22 protein-coding genes and 2 pseudogenes are annotated in these 21,921 nt (G+C 53.4%); all 24 read right to left on the bottom strand.

The genetic code is table 11. The features are described from left to right. Nucleotides 1–596, bottom strand: a pseudogene (locus tag ACJTMZ_RS17340) (phage tail protein); the annotation flags it as partial. A gap of 58 nt (nt 597–654) precedes the next feature. Beyond that, on the bottom strand, nt 655–888 hold the full coding sequence (locus tag ACJTMZ_RS17335; RefSeq protein ID WP_048974134.1) for a hypothetical protein: 234 nt from the start codon (nt 886–888) through the stop codon (nt 655–657). A 107-nt stretch (nt 889–995) separates the two neighbouring features. Continuing rightward, complete coding sequence (locus ACJTMZ_RS17330; RefSeq protein WP_252010564.1) at nt 996–1,667, bottom strand: hypothetical protein; 672 nt, start codon at nt 1,665–1,667, stop codon at nt 996–998. Beyond that, complete coding sequence (locus tag ACJTMZ_RS17325) at nt 1,668–1,982, bottom strand: hypothetical protein (RefSeq protein ID WP_017382568.1); 315 nt, start codon at nt 1,980–1,982, stop codon at nt 1,668–1,670. 41 nt (nt 1,983–2,023) lie between these two features. After that, nucleotides 2,024–5,575 carry a host specificity protein J gene (locus tag ACJTMZ_RS17320; protein ID WP_408626964.1) on the bottom strand — a complete coding sequence of 1,184 codons (3,552 nt, stop codon included), beginning with the start codon at nt 5,573–5,575 and terminating at the stop codon, nt 2,024–2,026. A gap of 52 nt (nt 5,576–5,627) precedes the next feature. After that, complete coding sequence (locus ACJTMZ_RS17315) at nt 5,628–6,257, bottom strand: tail assembly protein (protein ID WP_252080196.1); 630 nt, start codon at nt 6,255–6,257, stop codon at nt 5,628–5,630. Nucleotides 6,258–6,290: 33 nt separating this feature from the next. Further along, entirely contained in the window at nt 6,291–7,001 is a 711-nt protein-coding gene (locus tag ACJTMZ_RS17310; protein WP_048229376.1) for a C40 family peptidase, read from the bottom strand. A gap of 1 nt (nt 7,002) precedes the next feature. Next, the gene (locus tag ACJTMZ_RS17305; RefSeq protein ID WP_252080198.1) at nt 7,003–7,758 is read right to left on the bottom strand and encodes a phage minor tail protein L; all 756 of its coding nucleotides are present in this window, start codon (nt 7,756–7,758) and stop codon (nt 7,003–7,005) included. Next, nucleotides 7,755–8,102 carry a phage tail protein gene (locus ACJTMZ_RS17300; protein ID WP_017694307.1) on the bottom strand — a complete coding sequence of 116 codons (348 nt, stop codon included), beginning with the start codon at nt 8,100–8,102 and terminating at the stop codon, nt 7,755–7,757. The genes ACJTMZ_RS17305 and ACJTMZ_RS17300 overlap by 4 nt, the downstream gene beginning before the upstream one ends. Before the next feature lie 335 nt (nt 8,103–8,437). Next, nucleotides 8,438–11,365 carry a phage tail tape measure protein gene (locus ACJTMZ_RS17295; RefSeq protein ID WP_252080200.1) on the bottom strand — a complete coding sequence of 976 codons (2,928 nt, stop codon included), beginning with the start codon at nt 11,363–11,365 and terminating at the stop codon, nt 8,438–8,440. Then, nucleotides 11,362–11,625 carry a DUF1799 domain-containing protein gene (locus ACJTMZ_RS17290; protein WP_047056315.1) on the bottom strand — a complete coding sequence of 88 codons (264 nt, stop codon included), beginning with the start codon at nt 11,623–11,625 and terminating at the stop codon, nt 11,362–11,364. The genes ACJTMZ_RS17295 and ACJTMZ_RS17290 overlap by 4 nt, the downstream gene beginning before the upstream one ends. 47 nt (nt 11,626–11,672) lie before the next feature. After that, nucleotides 11,673–11,984, bottom strand: a complete 312-nt coding sequence (locus ACJTMZ_RS17285) for a phage tail assembly chaperone (protein ID WP_038419624.1) — start codon at nt 11,982–11,984, stop codon at nt 11,673–11,675. A gap of 39 nt (nt 11,985–12,023) precedes the next feature. Continuing rightward, entirely contained in the window at nt 12,024–12,959 is a 936-nt protein-coding gene (locus ACJTMZ_RS17280; RefSeq protein WP_047056312.1) for a phage tail tube protein, read from the bottom strand. 69 nt (nt 12,960–13,028) lie between these two features. After that, entirely contained in the window at nt 13,029–13,439 is a 411-nt protein-coding gene (locus ACJTMZ_RS17275) for a DUF4128 domain-containing protein (protein ID WP_408626963.1), read from the bottom strand. After that, on the bottom strand, nt 13,436–14,020 hold the full coding sequence (locus ACJTMZ_RS17270) for a hypothetical protein (protein ID WP_047055324.1): 585 nt from the start codon (nt 14,018–14,020) through the stop codon (nt 13,436–13,438). The genes ACJTMZ_RS17275 and ACJTMZ_RS17270 overlap by 4 nt, the downstream gene beginning before the upstream one ends. Nucleotide 14,021: 1 nt before the next feature. Then, complete coding sequence (locus ACJTMZ_RS17265) at nt 14,022–14,372, bottom strand: hypothetical protein (RefSeq protein ID WP_252080202.1); 351 nt, start codon at nt 14,370–14,372, stop codon at nt 14,022–14,024. Nucleotide 14,373: 1 nt separating this feature from the next. Continuing rightward, a complete protein-coding gene (locus ACJTMZ_RS17260) occupies nt 14,374–14,856 on the bottom strand; it encodes a DnaT-like ssDNA-binding protein (RefSeq protein ID WP_045349475.1) in 483 nt (160 codons plus the stop codon). A 36-nt stretch (nt 14,857–14,892) separates the two neighbouring features. Next, the gene (locus tag ACJTMZ_RS17255) at nt 14,893–15,249 is read right to left on the bottom strand and encodes an Ig-like domain-containing protein (protein WP_408626962.1); all 357 of its coding nucleotides are present in this window, start codon (nt 15,247–15,249) and stop codon (nt 14,893–14,895) included. Continuing rightward, nucleotides 15,174–16,127, bottom strand: coding sequence for a major capsid protein (locus ACJTMZ_RS17250; protein WP_015570929.1), 954 nt, complete (start codon nt 16,125–16,127; stop codon nt 15,174–15,176). The genes ACJTMZ_RS17255 and ACJTMZ_RS17250 overlap by 76 nt, the downstream gene beginning before the upstream one ends. A gap of 12 nt (nt 16,128–16,139) precedes the next feature. Beyond that, complete coding sequence (locus ACJTMZ_RS17245; protein WP_047056304.1) at nt 16,140–16,910, bottom strand: hypothetical protein; 771 nt, start codon at nt 16,908–16,910, stop codon at nt 16,140–16,142. Between the two features lie 86 nt (nt 16,911–16,996). Continuing rightward, a complete protein-coding gene (locus ACJTMZ_RS17240; protein WP_408626961.1) occupies nt 16,997–18,088 on the bottom strand; it encodes a hypothetical protein in 1,092 nt (363 codons plus the stop codon). Nucleotide 18,089: 1 nt separating this feature from the next. Further along, nucleotides 18,090–19,478, bottom strand: coding sequence for a DUF4055 domain-containing protein (locus ACJTMZ_RS17235; RefSeq protein ID WP_252080208.1), 1,389 nt, complete (start codon nt 19,476–19,478; stop codon nt 18,090–18,092). A gap of 1 nt (nt 19,479) precedes the next feature. Beyond that, nucleotides 19,480–20,787 carry a terminase large subunit domain-containing protein gene (locus ACJTMZ_RS17230; RefSeq protein WP_408626960.1) on the bottom strand — a complete coding sequence of 436 codons (1,308 nt, stop codon included), beginning with the start codon at nt 20,785–20,787 and terminating at the stop codon, nt 19,480–19,482. Continuing rightward, nucleotides 20,765–21,845 (bottom strand): annotated as a pseudogene (locus ACJTMZ_RS17225) (terminase small subunit). The gene ACJTMZ_RS17230 and the pseudogene ACJTMZ_RS17225 overlap by 23 nt, the downstream one beginning before the upstream one ends. Nucleotides 21,846–21,921: the final 76 nt, after the last annotated feature.

Genomic DNA, 21,921 nt, shown 5'->3' with positions numbered 1-21,921 from the left:
TCCCTAACACTATACCCATCAGGAATATTTGATGGGGCTCCGCCAAGTCCAAAATCCCCAACTGAAAGCATATCTCCATACGAGCTGTATGCGTTCCTCGTCGCGCTACTTCCTAAACCGAGGTTTGTGCGAGCGTCAGCGGCATTCGTTGCTCCGGTCCCGCCCTGCCCAATCGGGATAGCTCCATTACTCCCTTTCTGAGCCAGTTTACCGATGCCGGGGATCGTTACAGGGGTGCCGTTGATGGTAACCGTGATGCTCTGGTTTGCTGAGGTGGTGGCGAACGTCTCCCAGGCACCGATATTCTCGTCATACTCGTTGATGAGCTGAGACATGCTCTGCGCCAGGCCGTCGACCGAGAGACTATCAGTAACAAGAATGCCGTACTTCTGGCCGCTCAGCGCCGGAGACGCAGCGGGTGTAATCGTCAGTGACGTCGCGCTGTTGATGGCCGTGATCTGAAACATCTGTACCGGGTTAGAAAGAACAAACAACGTCTGGCCAACCCGAATCTGGCTGGCGGGTGCCGTCCAGTTCGTGCCGGTGCCGGTGGCTGTATTTCCGTTAATGGCGATGGTGCCAGTGTTATAAAGCATATTTTCTCCAGGCAATAAAAAACCCCGCCGGAGCGGGGTTTGTTCAAAACTGAATGGGTTAGTGGCAGGTTGTGCTGGCGAACGTGTTTGCGCTCACCCATGACCAGTTAAAGGGATATCCGGCGCGGTACTGCGTCTGATTGTTTTGCTTGCGGACTCCGTAGATCTGGACGCTGCTTTCCTGTCCGCCGACCAGGGCTGTTCCGGTGCATACGGGTTGCTGCTTCTCAATAACGCCAGCGCAACCGGAGAGCAATACCGCTACCGCCAGGCAAAGAATCATATTTTTCATAGTGGTTATATCCCAGGGCATTCATGAAGCTACACAATAACAATATGAATCAATGGGATATAATTGATTTGATAGATCAATTATTCAAAATTGATCGCTAAAAACGATCAATCATAGTTGGCGCAGTTAATGGCCATAATCACGTTCCTCAGATTCGAATACGTAACGTTCTGAAGGTTGCCGCCGGGGGTTGTCTGCGGCCTGGCGAATATCCGCGTATTGCTTCCCTCAAGTTTTGCCATGCTCTTGTATATGGCCGAGTAGGGCTGCGGTTGACCGCCAGCCGATACAACCCCGGTAATTAGTCCCAGCATGGCAGGCATGCAGGCCCACTTCCCCGCCAGAGTTGTATTGATGTTGTATCCTGAGCTGGCATCCACCCCGGCGGTACCGAGGGTGACAACATCGCTCAGCGTGCGCGTTTCGTTTGTTAAAATCAGCGTCCCTGATGCATCCCACACAGCCAGCCCGTAGTCTGGCTTTGTCTGCGGGAAAATAGAGAAAAAATAAACGTACGCTGTGCCGGTTGCATTCGGTCTGAGAAAATCAATCGTGATGGTGTTCCTGCTTATCGTCTGAGTGATTTCGACCTCAACCGTGCAATGAACGAACGCGACAACGGGCTGACCTGCGGGGAATGTGTGCGTCACTTTGGTATTGAACCCCGATGTCCCCTGAAGTGCCGCTGTCTTTCGCGCCTGAAGAGCGATTGGCGAGCTGTTCGCGGTCACCCATACTTCCCCGCTCGTGGTCGTCAGTAAAACGCCATACTCCGCCATTTATGCCCTCTCGATCTGGAAAATGAGATAAGCCGCTGCCGCAGGCTCAGTCCCTGCTGAGTAGTCGGTATCGCCTGCTGCTGACACTGTTGCTGTTCCCCCCGAAATGGTGATCTTCCTCCGACTCGTACCAAACTGATCGCCGTTCATGCTCTGAAAATAGGTCAGCCTGCAACCCGGTGGAAGCGCTACTGTGTAAGAGCCTGTTTTCTGGTTCTGGGCCAGCTGGAGATAGCCACAAACGCTGACAGGCTTAACGCCATAGTTGTTTACCTTGCCTGAGGCGTCCCATGTCTGAACTCCATATTCCGCCATCCAGTCCTCCTGAAAAAAGAGGCCCCGTAAGAGGCCTCCCGTTACCATGTTCCCGTGATTCTCCCGATCTGCACCCTCAACACATTGTTGGCATCCTTGACACTGATCGTCTGATTAGTCTGCTTCATCGCCCCCTCACCAGCTGTCGAACCGTAGTTCTCAAACGTACCGCCCTTATCCAGCCTCCACCCGACTGAGCCAGCGACATAGTTATTGGACTGGATGTAGTTGCCGATCTTGGCGTTGCTGATGGTGCCATCACCTATCAGCGCGTCTCTGATGAACACCTGCCCGTTCTGAATAACGAAAGGAAGGGTCACCGTGGCTCCGGCCTGGTGCGTTACGGCGAAGCGGTCAGCCAGGAAGATGACCTGTGACTGCATGCCGGATGGCGTGTTCTCGACGCCGATCCCCATCCCTGCGGCGTAATACTGTCCATTGCTGGCGACGCCAACCTTGATGTTATACATCGCTTTCAGATCACCATTAACGTTCGCTATGGCCTGAGCGTTGGTTGTGATGGCTGATGTGTGTCCGTTGACGGTCGCCGTGATACCGTTTATCTGCGTGGCCGTGGCCTGCTGATAATCGGAGAACGTCTGGTTCAGGCTGTTGATGGATGCCTTGTTGCCGTTCACGTCAGTCTGCAAACTCAGTAGCGAACGCGCCGTTGCCTCCTTCTCGTTGACGATCACCTCATCAATGCGGTCCAGCTGCGCGCTGTTACCGGCGACGGATGCAGACAGCGTTTTGCGCGCGGCCACCTGCGCCAGGTTGCCCTGAATAATCGCGATAGCGGAGTTCTTCACTCCCCCCGTCATGCCGTCCACAGACACGCTGATATTATCGATACGCTGACCCAGTGCGGTATCGGCCGTCGCCACTGTCTGCTCAAGCTCGCTCAGAGAAGAAGACACATCTCCGACCGTGCTCGACAGGTTTGTAACGCTGGTCTGAACCTTCCCGATATCCTGGGCGTTTTTGGCGATTTCCTGCGCCTGTTGCGCCAGTTCGTCGTTGGCCTGTTTGATGTCGTCAGCCATGCCAGCAATTTTTTCATTGCTGTCTACCGCGTTCTCGATCAGGTCTTTGAACGTATCGGAGCCTTTCATGTCCTCCAGGATTGCATCGGTGATATCGGATACATCAATGCTGGCCTGTCCGCGCACAAAGTCTGTATACCCTGATTCGTTTCCGCTGCGGTCCACCAGCTGCGCGCGGTACCAGAAAATTTGCCCAGCCTTAAGGCCCATCTGCTGATACTTGCGCTGCGGATAAGGCACATCGGTCAGCAGCATCGCATCTTCTTCGGTACCGGTCAGGCTGTACTGAATTTCCGTCTTCAGCGTGTCGTCGGTATTCGCCGGAAACCCCCAGCTCAGCTCGATACCGAATACCACATTATCGGAAGCGATGAAGCCGACCGGTTTCGGCGGATTGCCCACTTTACCGGTCAGCGTTTTCTCTTCGGAATAGCCCCACCCGGAAGAAATTTCTGCGGCATTGATGGCGCGTACACGTACCAGGTAGCGGCCGGCATAAATCCCCGGAACGTCGAATGACGTGGTGGAGCTGCGCGGCACGTTAACCCAGTTCCCGTCATTGCGGCGCCATTGCGCTTCATAGGCGATAGCGTTCTGCGCCTGGTCCCAGCTCACGCGCATGGTTTCGACGCTGATATTCTGCTGCACCACCGAAAACGAACTGATTACGATGTTGTCTGGCGGTGACTGATTGCCCGGCGGGATCATGCTCACCGGCCGCTGGTCAATGATGGCTCCGGTATCGATTCGGGCATATTTATCCGGATCATGATTTGCACCGACGATTGTGAACGTGCCGTCATTATTATCTGTTACGGTGATAACGCGATACTGCTGTGCATAGAGTTCATCAGACTCTATGACCCACACGGCCTGAGCCACAGGCGTTTCGCTGTAAGCAGTCGTAACGGTTACTTTATTGCCCGTTATCGTCTGGATGGTGCGTGACTGCGCAACCCCTGATGGCAGATTGACAATCATCCTGTCGCCCGAAGATGCATCCGGTGCCCTGTCCAGCGTCAAAACACGACCATTCACCACAGAAACACGGCCGCCAAGGTCACGTCCGGAAAGATTTCGGTCGGCTACAGCAATTACATAGCCAGGCTGTGGGATGTTACCGTCTTCCCCTACATTGAAAGTAACAACGCGATCTTTGTTGTTGGTGAGGATCCCCCATCGCCCTTTTCGGTTCGCCTCCGATTGCCGGGTACAACCAATAGCTGTTATCTCAAGTTGATTAAATCCATAACGCGAAACCAGCGCCTGTTCAAAAACAGGTTCCATCGCATCAGAATAGGCGTTATCAGGATCAGACCAGGATACGAGCGCATTGGTATAACGGTTCTTTGTGGTGCTGCTGGAATAGGTAAACCGGCCATCGATAACGTTCGCATGAGTGTATGTAAAATCAACATCCCTCGGCATGTCCGCCAGCGCAACAATCTGGTCGTCGCCCCAGTAGGTCATCCCGCGGAAGATAGCAGCAAAATCACGCAGGACCGTATAAGCGTCGTTGCGTTCCTGAATGTATACGTTGCAGGTATAACGTGGTTCGGTGCCACTTCCGCCTTTGCCATCCGGCACCATCTGATCGCAATACTGTGCAACCTGGTAAAGTGTCCATTTGTCTATGTTCGCTGTTGTGAGACGATCCCCAAGCCCGAAACGGTCGCTAACCACCAGGTCGTAGAATATCCACGCAGGGTTATCTGTCCAGACCCATTTGAATGTCCCAAGCCACGTACCGCTATAAGTTCTTGTTTCCGGGTCGTAAGTATCCGGTACGCGGATGACACGACCACGTGGTTCACAGGCAATTTGTGGAATAGAGCCATTGAACTGGCTGGAATCAAACTCAATGTACAACAGAGCTGTGTTTGGATAGCGCAGTTTGGCATCGATGACCTCTGTATAACTTTGGAGCGTCATCGTGTCGCCAATTTTGGCACTGTTTGCGTCAGCGGTAATTTTGCGCAGTCTGATGGTCCAGGTGCTGCCAGCTTTCGGTAAATCGATGCGATGGCTGCGTTCATAACCGGATGTGGTTTTCCCGGTCACATTAGTATCAAGGACCTTTTGCCAGCTACCACCGTCCGTCTGAAGCTCCACCACATAGTTGATGGAATACCCTACCAAATCCCCGTTATCTTGCTGTTTGAAAAGAGATGGCCACTTCAGGCGCAGGCGAACCGCTGAAAGCTGCGTATTGGTCAAGGTATGCGTCCAGGCTGTTTCGCTGGATACTTCGGTACCGACGCTGATTTCATTTTCTGTGCCAGGTATCCCCTGAATGTAATCCTGAGCCTGTGTCCCTGGGCGAAACTCCCACACGACACCGCTGAAGTTTTGAGAGCCGTCAGCATTCTCCAGGGCCGTTCCGTCCAGGTAGATATCTTTCGCCGTCAGCTGCCCTGCAAATTCCCCCTCCCCTAGTGCAACGAGGATTTTTGCCTTTGCAACAGATTGCAGATCATCAGGCTGTTCGGTAGGGGTTCGGGAACTTGAGCTGCCGCCCTTGCGGCCTTTTATAGCGATTGCAGTTGCCATATTGCGCCCATAAAAAAAGCCACCCGAAGGTGGCCTGAAAGAAGGTTTTTATTTATTGCTGATCTTCGACATAAATCCCGGCAGAAATAATCGCGCCGCCGATTCGCCGGCGGCCATAAAGAAGTGGTACCGGATTCCCCTGGGCTGTCGTGTTTGTTACTCCACCAAAGGCGTAGCTGGCTTGGTTATCCGCAGATTGCTTACTGGCTAGCCCGGTTGTCTGGGGAGAAAGCATCTGGACTACGCCACCGATCGCCATTGATGCCCCAACCCCCGCCACAGCTCCCCATCCACCAGCGAAAGCGGTACCACCAATCCCGATCGCGGCCCCTCCCGTGACGAACGCAGCAACAGCGACAAGAGCAACCCCGAGGATTGTCTGAAAAACCCCGGCTCGCTTACTGCCGATGATCACTGGCGCGATGCGGATTTCCTCTGTACTCCTGTCCATACTGAGTTCATCGTTTACAAGGTTTCGTTTCCCGCTGAATACCGCATAAGTTAAACCCCGTTGTTTGCTGGTATTAAGGAAACGCTCAAAACCCGGCACGATAATGCTCAGGGCGCGGATGGCCTCTTTTGGTGAAGCTACTGATAAACGATATTCACGCCCGAAGGTGGCACCTAGCACGCCGTACAATCGAATTGTGCGGACAGGCTCAACATTGAGTAATGTAGCCATTTTTCCCCCATAAAAAACTGTCACAGGCGGTTATCAGAAACAGTCTTTAAACCGCAATATTTTCATTGTGCGCTCAAGCCAATAACCGCCATAAGGAACGCGCTGGCTCAGATGCCCATAAAGGTGATGCAGTAGCATGTTACCTTCCAGCAGAATCCCCGCATGATTCCACTTATCAGCCTGAACCTGCATGATCACCATATCGCCAGGTTTCGGCGGCCCGACGAATTCACGGAATCCGCACTCGTACCAGCAATCCTGATAGAAGTTGTCCGGATAGTCATTTTCCCACCAGGGATAATCAACCCGGTAATCGTGGAGTTCGATACCATGCGTTTGCCGGAAATAGCTCATTACCAGCCCCCAGCAGTCGAAGTGACCAAGCACAAAAGGACGCTCCAGCAGCGGCAGCTCTCCGCGCGGCTGAATGGTGCGTAAATCCCCCTCTGGCCAGCTCACGATATGCCAGGGTAAAAGCGTTGAGTCGCATTGCGCTTTATCCAGTTCGCTCGGCTGCGTAGTGGCGTCAGGGTGGCTGTGAACGATGGCGATCACCGTACCCCAGTCCTCAGCAACTGCGTAATCTTCCGGGCAGAGGACAAAATTTTCCTCCGGTGCCGCGGCAAGGTTCCGGCACGGGAAATAACGTTCAACACGACTTTTTTGCGCCACCACACCACAGCACTCACGAGGATATTCAGCGGCAGCGTGCGCCATAATCGCATCAATGGTTTTCTGGCGCATATCAACTCCTAATCAACGACGTGCCCGGGAATCCACCGAACGGCAGTTCGTTGCCGTCTCCATGCCGAAGCTTACAGGCCGTAAGCGTGCCGGGGCATTCATCCAGCGACGGATCGCTCACCGGGTTGTTGTTTTTATCGAAATAGCGGGTACCGGCATAGTCGCAGCCGTCGCCGGTGCGGTAATTATTGCGCATGCACCAGGTACACAGGGAATGAAGCTGCCGCGTGGGGATCATCTTACCCTGCAACGACATCGGGCTATCGAGTACGAATTCGATGCTTTCGCCCGGAATTTCGCTGCTTTTGCCATCGATATAAAAAACTCGTTTTCTGACCTGTTGCGGATCAGCTGTTGCGTTACCTGCTGGGAAGTTCTTCGCATCGAGATAATGTGAAAAAGTGTCATGGATAGTGACTTTCGCCTGAAGCATATCGTCATAAGCCAGGCACAGCGCTGTAATCTTGCTATCGATATCTGCAACCGTGAGCGTTGGCTGGGCGCTGTTGCCGTCTGTGGAGGCTTCAAGCCCTTCAATTTGATACGGCCAGGCGGCATATTCTTCCCCCTGCCACCAGATACTTTTCGCCTTCAGCTTTGATTCATCGCCACCAGCGGCTGCGATTTCTTCTTCTGTGTGCGGGAGGTTGTACGCGTGAAATCGCAGTACATCATCCACGCCGAAAGTAGAACCATCAACTTCGATAAGACGGACTTTGTTGCCGGGCTCAAGGCTTTGATAGTCGGCTGTGATCATGGTGCATAAGCCTGTTTAAATGTTGCAGAAATGGTCATGACTTTGCTGGATAAGGGCTGTGACTTGATTGATTCGGCCTCAATCCGGTAGAGCCCAGTTTCGCCAACTGGAGATGTCCAGATAAATGCCTTTGTGACGTGAGAACGAAAGAATTTTAGGGCCCGAAGCATGTCCGTTTTTTTGCCCGTTAGGGTTACAGGCCATGACTGCTTTTCAGGGTTGATGCCTTCCCCGGCAATTTGCTCATAGCCGTCGCCAAAGGTTGCAGAGCGGGTTTTATGGCTAAACGTTCCCTCCATTCCCGCCTGTATCTGGGTTCGCCAGGTGAATGTTTCGATTGCCATGCTTTCTCCGGGCATAAAAAAACCCGCCGAAGCGGGTTGAGTTTAATTAGTGGTATAAAGAATTTTTTCTCCAACTGCCTATTCATTACGTATATTTGAATGGCTTTTACACTACTTCACTACACAGCGAGTTCTTATGAAAACACTACTAGTTGCCGTTCTTTCTTTAATCCTTGTGGCGCCTTCGATCACTTATGCAAAAGGTTCTCGTGGTCATTATACAAACGGGAAAGGCTCCTCACACAAGGGTGGCACATATACAACCCATAAGTATCTGCCTCGTAAATGATTAATCATGTGATAGCAGGCTCAAACAAGGGACTGCTATCAATTTTTCAACGGCTTTTCATAGCGTTCCATATCAACCTTCCGGGTTGCAACTCCTTAGCAATTCCAGCACGAACAGACTGATCGATAGTCTGTTTGTAAGCCCGAGAAATAGCGTCGTTGTTACCAGATGCCTGCTGCTGAGTGTTCTGATTATGAACGACCACGGACGTTTGAACGGTTACACCGCCAATTGCCGAAGATTGCAGCCCATACATCGGGGCATGGCCAACATAGCCGCCGTTTGCATACCCCTGAGCTCCACGCATAAGCGCATACAGATTGCTAACACCCAGCGCACTGGTTGCCTCCTTGGTGAATACGAATTCGCCACCATGGACCACGCCTTTTGGCTGATACTTACCTCCATCCCCCGTGTAGCCAACCGCGCCGCCCTTATCAAACTCAGGAATGTAACCACCTGACCAGGCCTGTATTCCGAAGAAATTACCTATTGCCGTTCCACCAAAGGCTGACTTCATTCCGTTGACCAATGCCAACTGCGTAAGCATTTGGGCGGTGCCCTTCAGGAAGGTAGACAGGAAATCTGAGAAGTTAGATTTACCTGTAGTAAAAAAGTCGGTGAGCGTGCTGGCCATCCCGGTGAACGCATTGCTGGTAATAGTCTGCACCTGCGAGTAAACATTGGTCGCGCTGTCCTCAAATTCAGCCCAGCCCTTTTTCGCGCCAGTCAGCCAGTCGCCACGTAACCGGTCCTCGGCATCATAGTAATCATTCGCCGCTTTAAGCTGCTTTTGATAACTCTCGTCGTCAAGCGTGCCGCCTGAGTTGATCCAGCCAGAAGCAAGCTGACTTTTCGCGAGTTCACGCTGAGCTAACCGATCGCTCAATCCAGCTCCACCAACCAAAGCAGCCTGTTTCTCAGCCATCTGCGTGACATATTTCTGAGAGGTATCCATTCGCTTGTTCAGCTGGTCCTGTGCGGTAATCTGATCACCTAACAGGGCTTTCTGCCGTGCCAACTGAAGCACCTGGTCTTTACTCGCCAGCAGGGATTGTTCCTGCTTCGTCAGTGAACGTGAACGCGAGGCTTCTTCCAGTACCTGAAATTTCGCCTCAGTGGTCCACAGATCTTTGCGCTGCTGGCTGATAGTGTCGTTCAGCCCTTTATGCTGCTGAAGAGCACGCAACTGCGCCTGAAGCGCCAGCAATTCGGCCTGAGCAGCGTCAGCACTGCGGTCGCCAGCAGATACAGTGCCCTGTTTTCCTGTTTTCGTTTTTTTGCCAAACGAAGCGACTGCTTCCCGATCCTTCTGAGTGGTCGCGGCGCTTATCTTGCGGGATGTATCGAGGTACTTGCCTGCGCTAATGTCAGCCGCGTCCCAGTCCTTTTTCAGCTGAGACACGCTGTTACCATAAGCGCCGGCCATTTGTTCGTTATAGTCCTGCCATCCCTGCAAAGTATCAGTTTTCGCCCAGTCAGGAACGAGATTAATCGCAGCCGCGATAGAAGAAGAAATAATCTGGTTCAGCTTCTGGAAAACTATCGCGACGCTGTAATAAATTGCGTTAAATTCCTTTAGCGTGTTTGATGCCAGTTCAGCCACCCACTGACCGATGCTCTGCATAGCCTCAGACGCCCATCCCTTGATATCAAGCCACAGGCGGCCAAATGGTGTCAGCGAGTCGTAAGCCTGCTCTCCGCGCTCTGCCATCGTGTCGCCAAACAAACCCATAGCTTGAGTAACGGCAGCGGTCTGGTCTTTCTGCTTAACTAGCTCGTCAATGTGCTTTAGCTGTGAAACGGTGAGAAAGTTGAATTGCTCATTAAGGTTCTGAAGAGCCTTAACCGGATCCTTTTCAATATCCTTATAAGCTTTGGTAATGTCCTGAGCCGAAACGATACCAGTTTCAACTGCCAGTGCTGTCGCTTTGGTAGCTTTCTCAAGCTGTTGCTGGGTCATTGAGCCGATACCAACCAGCTCTGTCATCAGACTCTGAACAGTGCCCACCGTAGCCCCGGTTGAAGCAGAGATTGACTGGGAGGATGCCATAATCTGTAGGGCTGACGTACCGGCTATGTTTCCGGTGCGGATGATAGCTTTATTGATTTCGTCATAGGCTGTGAAGTAGTCCGATCCCGCTTTTGCCGCAATCAGTACAGCGCCAGCCAGACCACCAATCGCAACACGCGCCGGGGTTACCATGGATAACATCGCTTTTAGCGCGTTCCCCACTCCGCCAAAGGAATCACGCAGCTGGCCACCCTGCTGGATAGCGACCATATAAACCGGCATACCGGAGGCCAGTGAGGTCACAATATCCGTCATTTGCATTGGCAGGTAACGCATGGCATTACGGTACTGCCCCGCACTGATAGCTCCAGATTTCCAGGACTCTTCCTGCTCTTTTAGTCGGGCAATCATTGGCGCAGCGCGATCCGATACGCCGAGCTGGGCCGCCTTCAGTTCGAGCAACTCTGCACGGGTTTTTCCGATTGCTGAAACCTGGTCCTCAAGTGAGTCGATAAAAGTTTTGCCTGCGGCAGCTGCCCGTTGTGCTGCCTGTGCCTGCTCAATGCGAGCACGGCCCTCCGCTGTTTCAGATTCCATGACCTGCGCTAGTTTCGCGCGGGTCGTCTCAAGCACGCTGTTGTAACGAGTAAAGTCCTCGTCACCCACCAGACCTTTGCTCCGGAATTTAACCAGGCTTTCCTGAATGGTATCCAGCTCGTCCAGCGCCTTGTTAACAGGGCTGATTTTATTCAGCAAGTTTTGCAGTTCCTGCCGTTGCTGTTTCAGGCTTTCGCTGTTTTTTTTCTGGTTGTCGATCCCGGTGCGGAACGTACTGTTCAGGTCATCCGCTTTACCTGCCGCGGCGGACGCAGACTCCTGAAAGCGATCCAGCGCCTGGTTGCCGCGCTCCAGTTCACTGGTATTTACGCGCAGCGAAATAGTAGCGATGTCGTTACTCATCCAGCACCCTCTTTATGCATAATTTTTAGCGCGGTTCGCTCCATTATCTGGAGATCGGAAAATGCGGTTACCTCGTCGTGTACGTTATGCAGACGCATTACCCAGGGAAGGACGTTGTAATCAAGCCCTGTTGCGCCGCCCATCCCCGTGCGCCACTGCGTACTGACGGACTGAAATACCAGAAATGAAGGCCAGACATCTGGCCAGACATCGATGTATTGATCGTCGTAATCATCCGGCGTGAGCCCATATGGTGCCAGCTCTTCCGCAGTGGGCTCAGGCGTATAGAACGCCGAGGCAACCGCTATCAGTTTTTTTCGCGCTGCCCCATCAGTTCGCGATAGTAGGTTTCAGGGATAGCCTTCATTGCAGCCGGATAGTTTTCCAGCAGCACCGAGAGATTTTCCGCGTTGAATGTATCGGGGAGCGCCCAGCCAGAAATAATTTCCATCAGAAAATCAGTGGCGGTTTTGCCTTCCAGTTTTTCCAGATCAGCAAGCTCTTTGAGTGGCTTATGATTAAACGTGAAGGTCAGCACGCCATCCTCATCGCCGGCGCGCGGGATCGAGACGTTGGCCTTAAAAGTTGGTTTGGGCTGGAGGGTGAATTTGGTAGCCATATTTTTCCCGTAGAGTTGTGGCCCCGAGTGGGGCCGGGATTAATTTGCAGCAGTAACGGTGACATCACAGGTCGCGGTTTTCGCGCCATCGGCGGTCGTACCTGTGACAGTGGCATTGCCTTCCGCAATACCACTGACCTTGCCAGAGGCATCAACCGTTGCGATCGATTCATCTGAAGATGTCCAGATCACCGTTTTATTGGTGGCGTTAGATGGTTCGACAGTAGCGATCAGCGTGGCGGTTGCCCCTTGTTTAATGCTCAGGGTTGGCCGATCCAGGCTGACGCCGGTTACCGCTACTGTCTCAGTTTTTCCCGAGTCGACCTTGTAGAAGGTCATTGCAGGCGATTGCAGGTTCAGCACGACGCTTACCGTTTCGACTTCGTTCACCGCCGTGGCCGGCGTGTCGTCAAAAGATGCCGTGGCCGCCCAGTAACGGTTCTCCTTCGCCTTCGGTACGTACATGTACGCCGCCACAGTCTCTTCGTCTTCGTCCAGCTGGCGCAGAAGCGGATAAACCGGCAGAGTTGAGTCGTGAGCAATCGAGTAAGTCTGAGAGACAGCGGATTTATAGGTATTCAGGTTGCGCTGGCGATCATCGCTGAGGAACTGAATCTGCGTGGTGTTCTGATCACCACCGGATTTCGATACCTCAGTGATTTGTGGCAGTTCGGTCCATTCTTCAATTTTGCGAATAGAGCCGGAACCGCCACCCGCCGCGTATTTGTTTTTGTTGGTGGTATTGATGTTGCGAAGAGTGACAGCATTCTCCGCAATCGCGTCGATTTTCGCGATAACGTTATCAATACCCGACCAGTTGCAGTTCACGTGAACGATATCGCCGACCGCAATATCGTCCGCGGCGCTGACGGTGATCACCGCGTGCTCAGCATTCGTCGCGCCGGTGAAAGTAATGGCCGGGCCATAGCCCGACGCCAGATAAACATGAGCGCCGTTAGGCAGTGCAAAGCCCATAATGGTTTCTCCTTCAGAAACGGGAAAACCGGCTCAAGGCCGGTCAGTTGTGGGACATCACTGAGGGAATCAGTTGGTGATGTCTGCCCTATAATTCAGGCTGACAGGAACGGAGTAGGACACAGGTGTAGGGACCCCGCGGAATATGCCAGGCGCGCTGCCAATCCAGCAGGTAAAATCTTTGCCTGCAATTTCCAGCCCCTCGGGGAACAATTCCGCTACTCTGCCAGCCAGGGCAACGACGGAGGTACGGCCGGAGCCGGCTGGCGCCACGACATTAATCTGGTACACGCCTGAATAAGTCCGGCAGCGCAATCCGAGATCGATTGTTCTCGGCGTAACAGGCATATCGTGAACGGCCAGGTACATCTCGTTAGCAAGAGGTGTAAACGGCACGTTCTCCCATGCAACAGAAATGCCCTCGGCATCGGCCCAGGTACCCAGTCTGGCGGCCAGTGCAGATGCAATATCAGGAATCACCTGGACACCTCCTTGACAGCTTCCTCAAAGAAGCGTTGAAACTCAGCAGCGGTTATACGGACCATTCCGCTCGGTGCCTGTGTGGAATGCCCCATTTCAAGCGGGTATGCATACGGGACGTTGTTGCAGAAATAAATGGCCTTCATCCCGACTTTGAACAGTGACAGCGTGTAGTTCCCGGCTGCTTTTGTCAGGTCGCCGGTCTTGTCTATTCGCCCTGTTTCATCAGCTGTCGGAGCATCAAACGATACCTGCCAGTTACCGCGAAAGCGTCCGCCCGTATACCCCGGCGGTGCTTTGATATCCATCCCATCCACCACCCGAGCTTTTTTCTTCAGTCGCCCGGTTTTGGTCAGGTTGTCGGGATTTGCCCGCTGCGCCTCGTTATGGTCGTAAACAGCGCGATTATAGGAAACGGCTGTCTGGTTAACTTCCCACAACTCCGGGTTGCCCACTGGGGACATCATCACCAGTTGGTTAAGTATTTTAATACCAACCGTGCGCACCACAGCTTCTTGATTCGCTTTGGCCTTATTGACGAAGGCTGTGATTTCAGCGAGGAATGCCGTGTTCTCGCCCATGTTAAGCCCTTAGTTGCGCTTTGTAGCAGAGAACCAGCGAGGCAGGTTTTGCAGGGTTGGGGTTCACAATGCGGTAGGTTGTGCCGTCTATATCAACCACATCGCCGATTTTAATTTCCTGCTCTGCGGTAAAGACGATTCGAACATCACCGTTTACGATGACTGTTCCGTCTATCTCACCGGGTGCGTATTCCGTTTTAACGCCGATCGCAGTGAACTGAACATCATCCGTTTTTTGCTCGACTCCACCGATAACCGTTACTGAACCCTTGCGGGTTACGTTGTACGTCGCGCCGTTCTGCCTGAGCATGCGGGTCGTTCTGGCCTGCATACGTTGGTAATCAATCGCCATATCAGGCCCTCTCTGCAAATGCATTAATGGCGTAACCACGACCACCAGCAAGGTCGCCTAACAGCGCCATGACAGCAGGATAGGACGGCGTGAAAACTTCACCATCTGCGACCGCATAGGTCATGGTGACAGCACCTTCCACACGTTCAGTTTTCACAGCGGCTTCGCGCACGCTGGAGAGTAAATCTCCGTCGATTGCCTCTACCGCCAGCATGCACTGCGCAGTTAAAACCTGCCGTGGAACTTCATCCAGCGGGAAATCATGTTCATCCAGAACGACATTCACGCGTGGCCATGCCAGAGCCTGTCTCGGGTCAGCTTTTGAGCCAACCCAGTCCAGCCCCTCCAGGTAATCCATTGCCTTAATCAGCAAAGGTGTGAGCTTGTCAGGCAGTTTAATGCCGCGTATTTCCGCAAACGAGGCAAGTTCCTCTTCACTGGCGTAGCTGTTGGCATCAGGAGAGGTGATATCGGTATTGATCATCTAATCATCCTGTTTATGGGGCTTTCGCCCCATTCGTTATTCTTCGGCAGGCGCAGTGAAGGTGATCTCATCAGTGGTTTTTGCCACTCCTTCAATCGTGCCGGTTACCGTGAAGGTGCCAGCAACGTCTGATGTGAGTTTCACCGTTGCACCACCAGCAGAGCCGGTTTGAGAACTGGCCGTGCTAAGCGTGCCGCCTGTAGACGTCCACACGACGGTTTTACCGGATACAACGGAGCCCTTCAGCGTGTACTTCAGAGAAACAGTTACCGCATCTGTGCTGTCAGCGGTTGCGGAGGTTTTATCCGCTGACAGCGTTACTCCCCCACTGCGGATTCCAGTTTGATCAGCACGCCTGCCGTTGATTTGTTGCTGGTGAAGTGCTTCTTCCAATTGCCAGCAGTGCCGATGGCGGTCAGGTCAGGGTTATCACCTTTGGCGGTATCCCAGCTGTAGCCCAGCAGATCAACGTTCACCACGCCTTCAGCGCGATAGCCAACCGCAAGGTTTTCCTGATCGTTGATATCGTAGGAACGGAAGCCCGGCGCCTGAGACTCGGTAACGGTCACTGCGCCGGCTACCAGCCCAAGGATCGCATCAGCATCCATGGTGTCCGTCACCAGCACTGGTTTACCAAGCGTGCCCGGCTGCCCACCGTAAACTACTACGCCCGCTTCTTCGTAGATTTTGTTGGCAATCGCCTCATCCACAATGTCGAAGTAGGTCGCGGAGTGCATCACGAACAGAACCACTCGGTTAAACTTGTCGCCATATTTGCGCAGGCCACGCGTCAGGGTCTTTTTACCGTCGGTCTCAATGTCGGCGGTTACGACCATGTCGGCGTTAGCACCAATCGCCGCAGTCAGCGCTTTCAGGCCATATTTCACATAGCCTTCCAGCGTGGCATCTGCGACATCAACGCCGATCACTTCGGAGAACTCATCAACGGAGCGGCCACGGCGTTTAAAGGCCTCTTCCGTGGTTTCATACGGACCGTATTTCCACGGTGCTTTAACGGATACCGCTTCACCGGCACCGATTTTTTTACCTGTGACTTTATCGACAGAGTTCACATTGCGCGATTCAATGGAACCGCCAACTTTGTAGAAGGCGCGTTTACGGAAGTCGCCTTCAATCAGTTCGTTATCCAGCAAAATCGCACCGTTGGAGGAAGCGTTGAACACTTCCAGATTGTCCTGGCGACGCTCAAGAAACGCGGTCTGCGCCAGATCGTCATAAATAACCAGGTCGGTATTAACAGTCGTTGCCATGGTTTAAATCCCTTATTTCGGAAGTTTGAGGAAGGCCTGCTGGCCGTGTTTGCGGATGTAGTCCGCTTTGTCGCTGGCGCTCATTTCGGAACGTTTCAGGCTTCCACCACCGTTTGGCTTGTGTCCGCCCGCGCCCGTGCCTTCTGCGCGAGGGAACAGATGCGGAGCCGTCTCCTTGAGTGACTCCGCCCACTCAAGCGGGCTTAGTGGGGTTTTGCCGTCTTTGCCGAACAGAACATCGCCATTTGCATCAACCGCTATGGCCTCGCCTTCGTCGTTGAGCTGGAATGTGCCTTTGGCACGCAGAATCAGATCGTCAGAAGCTTCAGGCAGCGCGCCCGCTTTAGAGGCTGCTGCCCGGATTGCATCCCCGAGGACCCGATCCCGGAATTTGTTGGAGAACGCTTCAGCTTTTTCCGCGCGCTCGTTTGCCGCTTTGATCTGCTTATCAACGTCAGCACGCAGACGCTCGGTACGCTTATCCAGCACCTCGTCAATTTTTCCGGCGGCGATAAGCTTCGCCTCTTCATCGTCAGAAAAACGCTGGAGAATGCCGCGTACAGCGTCTGGGTCGATACCGTCAAAACGTGACAGGTTTTCTTTTTGCTGCTTGATGGTGCCCAGCAGCTCAGAGTTTTTTGATTTCAGGCCTGTAACTTCACTGGTCACACGCTCATCAATCAGCTTCTGGATTTCGGGGGTGATTTCGATACCGCCGCCACCACTGCCCTCACCGCCGCTTTCAGGTGCGTAATATTTCAGAAGCATGTTTCGAATTAACATAATTTCCCCTCGGGATTTTGTCGGGCCTCGCCCATAAAAAAGCCCCGGCGGATGCCAGGGCGTTTGGAAAGTGATGGTTGTCAGGTTCAAGGACCTGATAGCTGCTTAAGACGTTCCAGGCTGATCCACTCGCCTTTGTCAGTGAACATATCAGCCAGTTCGATTTCACCCGCGCGGAAAAGACGGCCACGCTCGGCACCCAGAACCTGATCCTGCCTTTGAGCTGGCTGACGCGCGAGCCATTCAAGATACGTGGTTTTAGCAGGTACCTGCCCATCCATGCTGGCACGAGTGCCCTCGTCCATCTCATCAATATCAATGCCGAGTTCGCGCCAGGACTTGATAATCAGGGTTTCAGTAGAACGGCAACAGAAATGAATTTTCCCGGGCCCTTGCAGGTAAGGTACTTTGTGCCCGATCGGTTTATTATCCAGGGTGTAGCGCAGCAGGTCGCGAATGATGCAGTCGTGACTGGTTTTATTGTCCAGCGTAGACAGCCACTGTTTACCCTTCACGATGTCGCTGTGGGCGCTGGTGAAGCTGTTGCGTGCGGTGGCAGCCAGATGATTAACGGCTGTTTTAGCGATGCTGGCGGCGTTTGCCCTGCTCATCTGAAGCGCGCCGTCGCGATAGTCTTTATTGGCATGGCCGCGCACGCTTCGGGCGATGGTTTCAACCGTGTCGCCAGCAAGATAGCCACGGCGTACAGCATTTACGATCCGCGCCAGCCTGTCCGATTCCAGATTCTCCGCCCACTCACTCAGCAGGCGCCCCTGAAATGGCTGAGCCATCGCCGCGGCATAAACCATATCGGCGCTAATTCCCTGTAGCGGGTAGCGTGCCAGCACCTGTGAGGGAAGAAGGGAATCGAACAGGCTCAGCTGATAACTGACCTCGTTCCTGGAAAGCGCCAGCAATTCCCCTTCCAGCCCGGACTGCATCGAAGCGACAGCCTGATGATTAAGTTCGCGTACGCTGCCGAGCAAGCTTTCCAGACGTGTAACCGTGAAGCTATCAGCCGGGAGCCGATCCAGAGCATCCAGCAGACGGGCAGACAGTTCTGAGTCCGTCTCGTTAAGCAACTTCACCATCCGGTTAGCCACGCCCGTCGCATAGCGGCTAATCCAGACAGAATGGGCAATGGCCTCATCCCGCAAGCTTTCGTTTACTGTTGCCATATCAGCCCCCGGTCAACGTGGGGGCCTGGTTGCGGAGCGCATCAATCACATCATCCGGGCTGTCTGCCGGGTTGATGAGGTCGAGTTTCTGAAGCGCCCGAATCATGTCAGTATCGCGCAGCGCGCCGGACTGCCAGGCGTTCACAATGGCGGTGACCATCCCGGATTCGGCAACCTTCGCTATAAATTCCTGGTTGATGATGTAAGCTGGCTCATCCCCATTAATGCCCAGGTACTTTGCACACCAGCCCAGCGCCAGCGTGTAAGCCTCAGAAACGTTCGAAACGCAGATACCTAGCACCGATGTTGATGATGTCTGCTCACCGCTCGCCTGGGTAGCAGTCTTGGCCGTGGCGTTCTGCTCAATCAGTCGGGCGCCCAGCTGCACCATGTAATCGCGCTTGCTGTCCATGGCCTCTTTAGCCAGCATGTTCGGCTGCGCCTGGGCATAGCCAAACGAGCCATCTTTAGGAAGCAAAAGCGGTGATCGGGAACCAATTTTCACGCCCTTCTTTTCGAGGTGATCGCGCCAGTTGGTATCAAGCCCAGTCATATACGGCTGCACCTGACCACAGAACCACACGCTGTCCTCATAGTCAGCGCTGTTTCGATAATGGCCATGGTTTATCTCCACCAGCGCGGCCAGCGGTGAATCATCGATAGTGGGATCGTTGTTCTGAGCACCGACAAAGGTGAACGGGATTTCGTCCCAGTAGTCCTTTCCTTTAGGCTTCGGATGATATTCGCTGTCGACGGCATAGGTTCCGCTTGCAGTGCCACCTGCCAGGCGCCATACACGGCAGATAAACTTCCCTTCTTCCAGCGCCAGCTCGCGGTACTGAATTTCGTCCTTGTAAGCGTAACCATCCGGTTCTTCTACGCATTCGCGCAGGACCACCAGCACCAGCTGATCGCGTCCGTTAATGCGCTTCGTTCGCCAGTTAATGATGTTCTCTGTCGGATAGCGGAGAATGATCGCTTCGTCTGATGCCTCTGCATAGTCAACATAAAGCCCATCTCGCGCCACCTCCAGCACGTTCTCGACCACCAGCTGTGACTGCTGATAAATGCTGGTACCCGCCCCGTCAGCATTATCCAGCAGGTATTTCAGCTTCTCAGGGCCGTTAAACGTTGGGTCTTTGCGATACGCCATGCCAAGCATGCCGATCTTCGTATTGCCAGCAATGGCGTAGAACACCGCACGGCTTAGATAATCCTCATTGCGCTTGCGATTGCGCGTGGATTTATCGGTTGGATCGAGATAAGGCAGATACTTATTGCCCGCCGCTTTTACGGCCTCAGCTCCTTTGCAAAAGTCTCTGTATTTCCGCCAGGCAGCAGAAGCCGCCCGATGTTCTGGTCGAACCCAGGTGATGTCGTCGTTTGCCATATCAGAAAGTGGTGTCCATGGTGATTGAGTATGCCGGTTTCACGATGGGGTAATCCTTCACAATAAAGTACCCACCAGCATCATTGGGGTGATCGTTATCCGCTGATTTATCCGGCTCTCCGTTCGCTGCCCAGACCTGTTGTTCGAGGCTTTCGGTATAAACCGGGCAGTTCTGGACGTTCACCAGATAGCGGCGTTCGCCGTTGGCGTTACAGAACATGGCGTTCATCGAGTTAATGCGGTCCTTAACAGGAGGGTTTGCATCATCAACGATGACGCTGAATCCGGCATCATTAAGCTGGGCAATATCGGTCTTGCTGGCGTTCTGCGATTTGCGGGAGTCGCCTGACGCATCCGGATAGATGTAAATCTCCCGGCTCTTCACGTAGCGACCATCCTCGTAGCGCCAGAACTCTTCCTGTATACGCTTAATCATCGCCGGCGTGTCGTAGACCTTCACCAGCTCGCGAACCGCTCGCGGTAGCCCGTTACGCTTTACGTGAACAATCGCGGCCATTTTTCCAACGTTGAAGTCCATACCGATAAATAACGGATCCCCATCCTGAATCGCGTCAGAACAGTTGTTCAGCTTACGGTTAAAGGTGTGGTAAATGGTCCCACTGTTGAGGTTCGTGAACTTCCCGCGCAGGTAAGCCTGAATCAGTTCATCAGGATAAGAACTCAGCAGCGACGGGATGTAATCCGGGGGCAGGTTTTTCGCGTTGTCGAACGTACTGGCCTGTATCAGACCGTACAGAGCAGAAAGCTCGGGCTTTTCACGCACCGCCTTCACGAACTGCTGGTAAACGAATTTGAAGCCTTCCGGCGTTGTGGTGACATCGATGCCGTTACGCAACCCATCGACCTTGTAACGCATACGGGCTATGATTTTTCGCCATGCCTGTTGCGCTTTGGCTGCCGCCATAACGTCCAGCTCATCAACCATCGCGTTACCAATTTTGAAACCGACTATCGAGCCGGGCTTCTCCATTGAGCGGCAGATTGTTGTCCCGCGGTACCGTCGCCCCTCGTAGAAGTGAACCTCTTTATTCCCCTCATTGATTTTGACGCTCAGTCCCCAGTCAAAAGCCACCTCTTCAATCGTCGGGTAGAAGATGTCACGAATCTGCGGGTACGTCGGCGCGAAATAACCCTGGTTAATTTTAGGGTGCTCCCACATCCCCTTACAGATGCCGCCACAACCCACCCACGTCTTACCGGAACCGAACCCGGCAACATAGGCTTTGAATTTGTGCTGCATCGCGAGGAAACGTGCCTGAGGAATGTTAAGCGTCGGGCTGATCCCCATCTTCCGCCCTCGCGTCCACTACGTTGATATTGATCTGCACTGGGGTCGGTTCGTCATCATCACCATCACCGGCCAGCTCTTTGCGGAGTTTCTCAACCTCCAGCTGCCGGCGGTCGATTTCGATCTGCTGGAGACGCTGAGCGAACTCGCTATCCGCCAGGCCAAGCCGTTTCATTACGGCTTCGAACATACGCTCACGGCTGATAGCGGTTATCTCGACGCCGTTCTTTCCGATCTTTACGCCGGAGTAAGCGAGTCGCGAGACTGGCGAGAGTTTACGCGTATCAGCGAAGTAAGGCTGGCCGATACCATCGCCGTTGCAGCGCGGACAGCCAAGGTTAGGCTCTCGGGTGTGATCGTAGCCATAACCACCAACATCAGCGGGCTCGCGACTTTTCCGCTCAAGCGCTTCGAGTCGTTTCTCTTCGAACTCCACCATATCGCGCCACTGGTACTGGTGACCGAAGCCCCAGCAGTAACGACACGCGCCGCGGCGATACTGCGATAGCTGGTTTGCATCGAAGGTGGCAAGCTGCCACATCTGCGCGAGGACTTCATCGGCACCGCCAAGCGTGCGCGCAATGGAGGCTTTCTGCTGCTGCGCAATGGCCTGGGCAACGTTAGGATTCGTTATGAGCTGGCGACCGTAGTTTGGGTCACTATAACCAGCACGTGCAGCGGCAGCGGTGGCGTTGTTGTCCTTCANCAACGTTAGGATTCGTTATGAGCTGGCGACCGTAGTTTGGGTCACTATAACCAGCACGTGCAGCGGCAGCGGTGGCGTTGTTGTCCTTCAGGTACTCCGCGACAAATAAGCGTTGCTGAGCCGTAAGTCCATCATCATCCATCAGCTCATTTGCGCTTTGTTCTTTCTGCGCACTGCGCACTTTTTTCTGCGCAGATTTTTGCGCAGTTTGCGCAGAAGGTTTTTTGATATATCGACGGGCGGTAGCGTAATTCAGTCCCTGCGCTTCACACCACTCCTTCGGTGATACGCCGGTTGCGGCATGTTCGGACAGGAACCGTTGCTGAAGCACGCCCCAGTCCGGTTTAGCCATAAAATCCTCTTTAGTTTTCTTCGTAAATGATCAATATTACTTACATTACGTTAATAATGAAAAAGTTGAGATTATA

Source organism: Enterobacter sp. DN (genome assembly GCF_046054285.1).
Taxonomy (GTDB): Bacteria; Pseudomonadota; Gammaproteobacteria; order Enterobacterales; family Enterobacteriaceae; genus Enterobacter; species Enterobacter hormaechei_C.
Note: the sequence above shows the minus strand (reverse complement) of the source record. Positions and strands in the feature narration are given on the sequence as shown.

Coding starts and splice junctions, on each gene's coding strand:
- ACJTMZ_RS17335 (WP_048974134.1), bottom strand. CDS start 888: ATGAAAAATATGATTCTTTGCCTGGCGGTAGCGGTATTGCTCTCCGGT.
- ACJTMZ_RS17330 (WP_252010564.1), bottom strand. CDS start 1,667: ATGGCGGAGTATGGCGTTTTACTGACGACCACGAGCGGGGAAGTATGG.
- ACJTMZ_RS17325 (WP_017382568.1), bottom strand. CDS start 1,982: ATGGCGGAATATGGAGTTCAGACATGGGACGCCTCAGGCAAGGTAAAC.
- ACJTMZ_RS17320 (WP_408626964.1), bottom strand. CDS start 5,575: ATGGCAACTGCAATCGCTATAAAAGGCCGCAAGGGCGGCAGCTCAAGT.
- ACJTMZ_RS17315 (WP_252080196.1), bottom strand. CDS start 6,257: ATGGCTACATTACTCAATGTTGAGCCTGTCCGCACAATTCGATTGTAC.
- ACJTMZ_RS17310 (WP_048229376.1), bottom strand. CDS start 7,001: ATGCGCCAGAAAACCATTGATGCGATTATGGCGCACGCTGCCGCTGAA.
- ACJTMZ_RS17305 (WP_252080198.1), bottom strand. CDS start 7,758: ATGATCACAGCCGACTATCAAAGCCTTGAGCCCGGCAACAAAGTCCGT.
- ACJTMZ_RS17300 (WP_017694307.1), bottom strand. CDS start 8,102: ATGGCAATCGAAACATTCACCTGGCGAACCCAGATACAGGCGGGAATG.
- ACJTMZ_RS17295 (WP_252080200.1), bottom strand. CDS start 11,365: ATGAGTAACGACATCGCTACTATTTCGCTGCGCGTAAATACCAGTGAA.
- ACJTMZ_RS17285 (WP_038419624.1), bottom strand. CDS start 11,984: ATGGCTACCAAATTCACCCTCCAGCCCAAACCAACTTTTAAGGCCAAC.
- ACJTMZ_RS17280 (WP_047056312.1), bottom strand. CDS start 12,959: ATGGGCTTTGCACTGCCTAACGGCGCTCATGTTTATCTGGCGTCGGGC.
- ACJTMZ_RS17270 (WP_047055324.1), bottom strand. CDS start 14,020: ATGGGCGAGAACACGGCATTCCTCGCTGAAATCACAGCCTTCGTCAAT.
- ACJTMZ_RS17265 (WP_252080202.1), bottom strand. CDS start 14,372: ATGGCGATTGATTACCAACGTATGCAGGCCAGAACGACCCGCATGCTC.
- ACJTMZ_RS17260 (WP_045349475.1), bottom strand. CDS start 14,856: ATGATCAATACCGATATCACCTCTCCTGATGCCAACAGCTACGCCAGT.
- ACJTMZ_RS17250 (WP_015570929.1), bottom strand. CDS start 16,127: ATGGCAACGACTGTTAATACCGACCTGGTTATTTATGACGATCTGGCG.
- ACJTMZ_RS17245 (WP_047056304.1), bottom strand. CDS start 16,910: ATGTTAATTCGAAACATGCTTCTGAAATATTACGCACCTGAAAGCGGC.
- ACJTMZ_RS17240 (WP_408626961.1), bottom strand. CDS start 18,088: ATGGCAACAGTAAACGAAAGCTTGCGGGATGAGGCCATTGCCCATTCT.
- ACJTMZ_RS17235 (WP_252080208.1), bottom strand. CDS start 19,478: ATGGCAAACGACGACATCACCTGGGTTCGACCAGAACATCGGGCGGCT.
- ACJTMZ_RS17230 (WP_408626960.1), bottom strand. CDS start 20,787: ATGGGGATCAGCCCGACGCTTAACATTCCTCAGGCACGTTTCCTCGCG.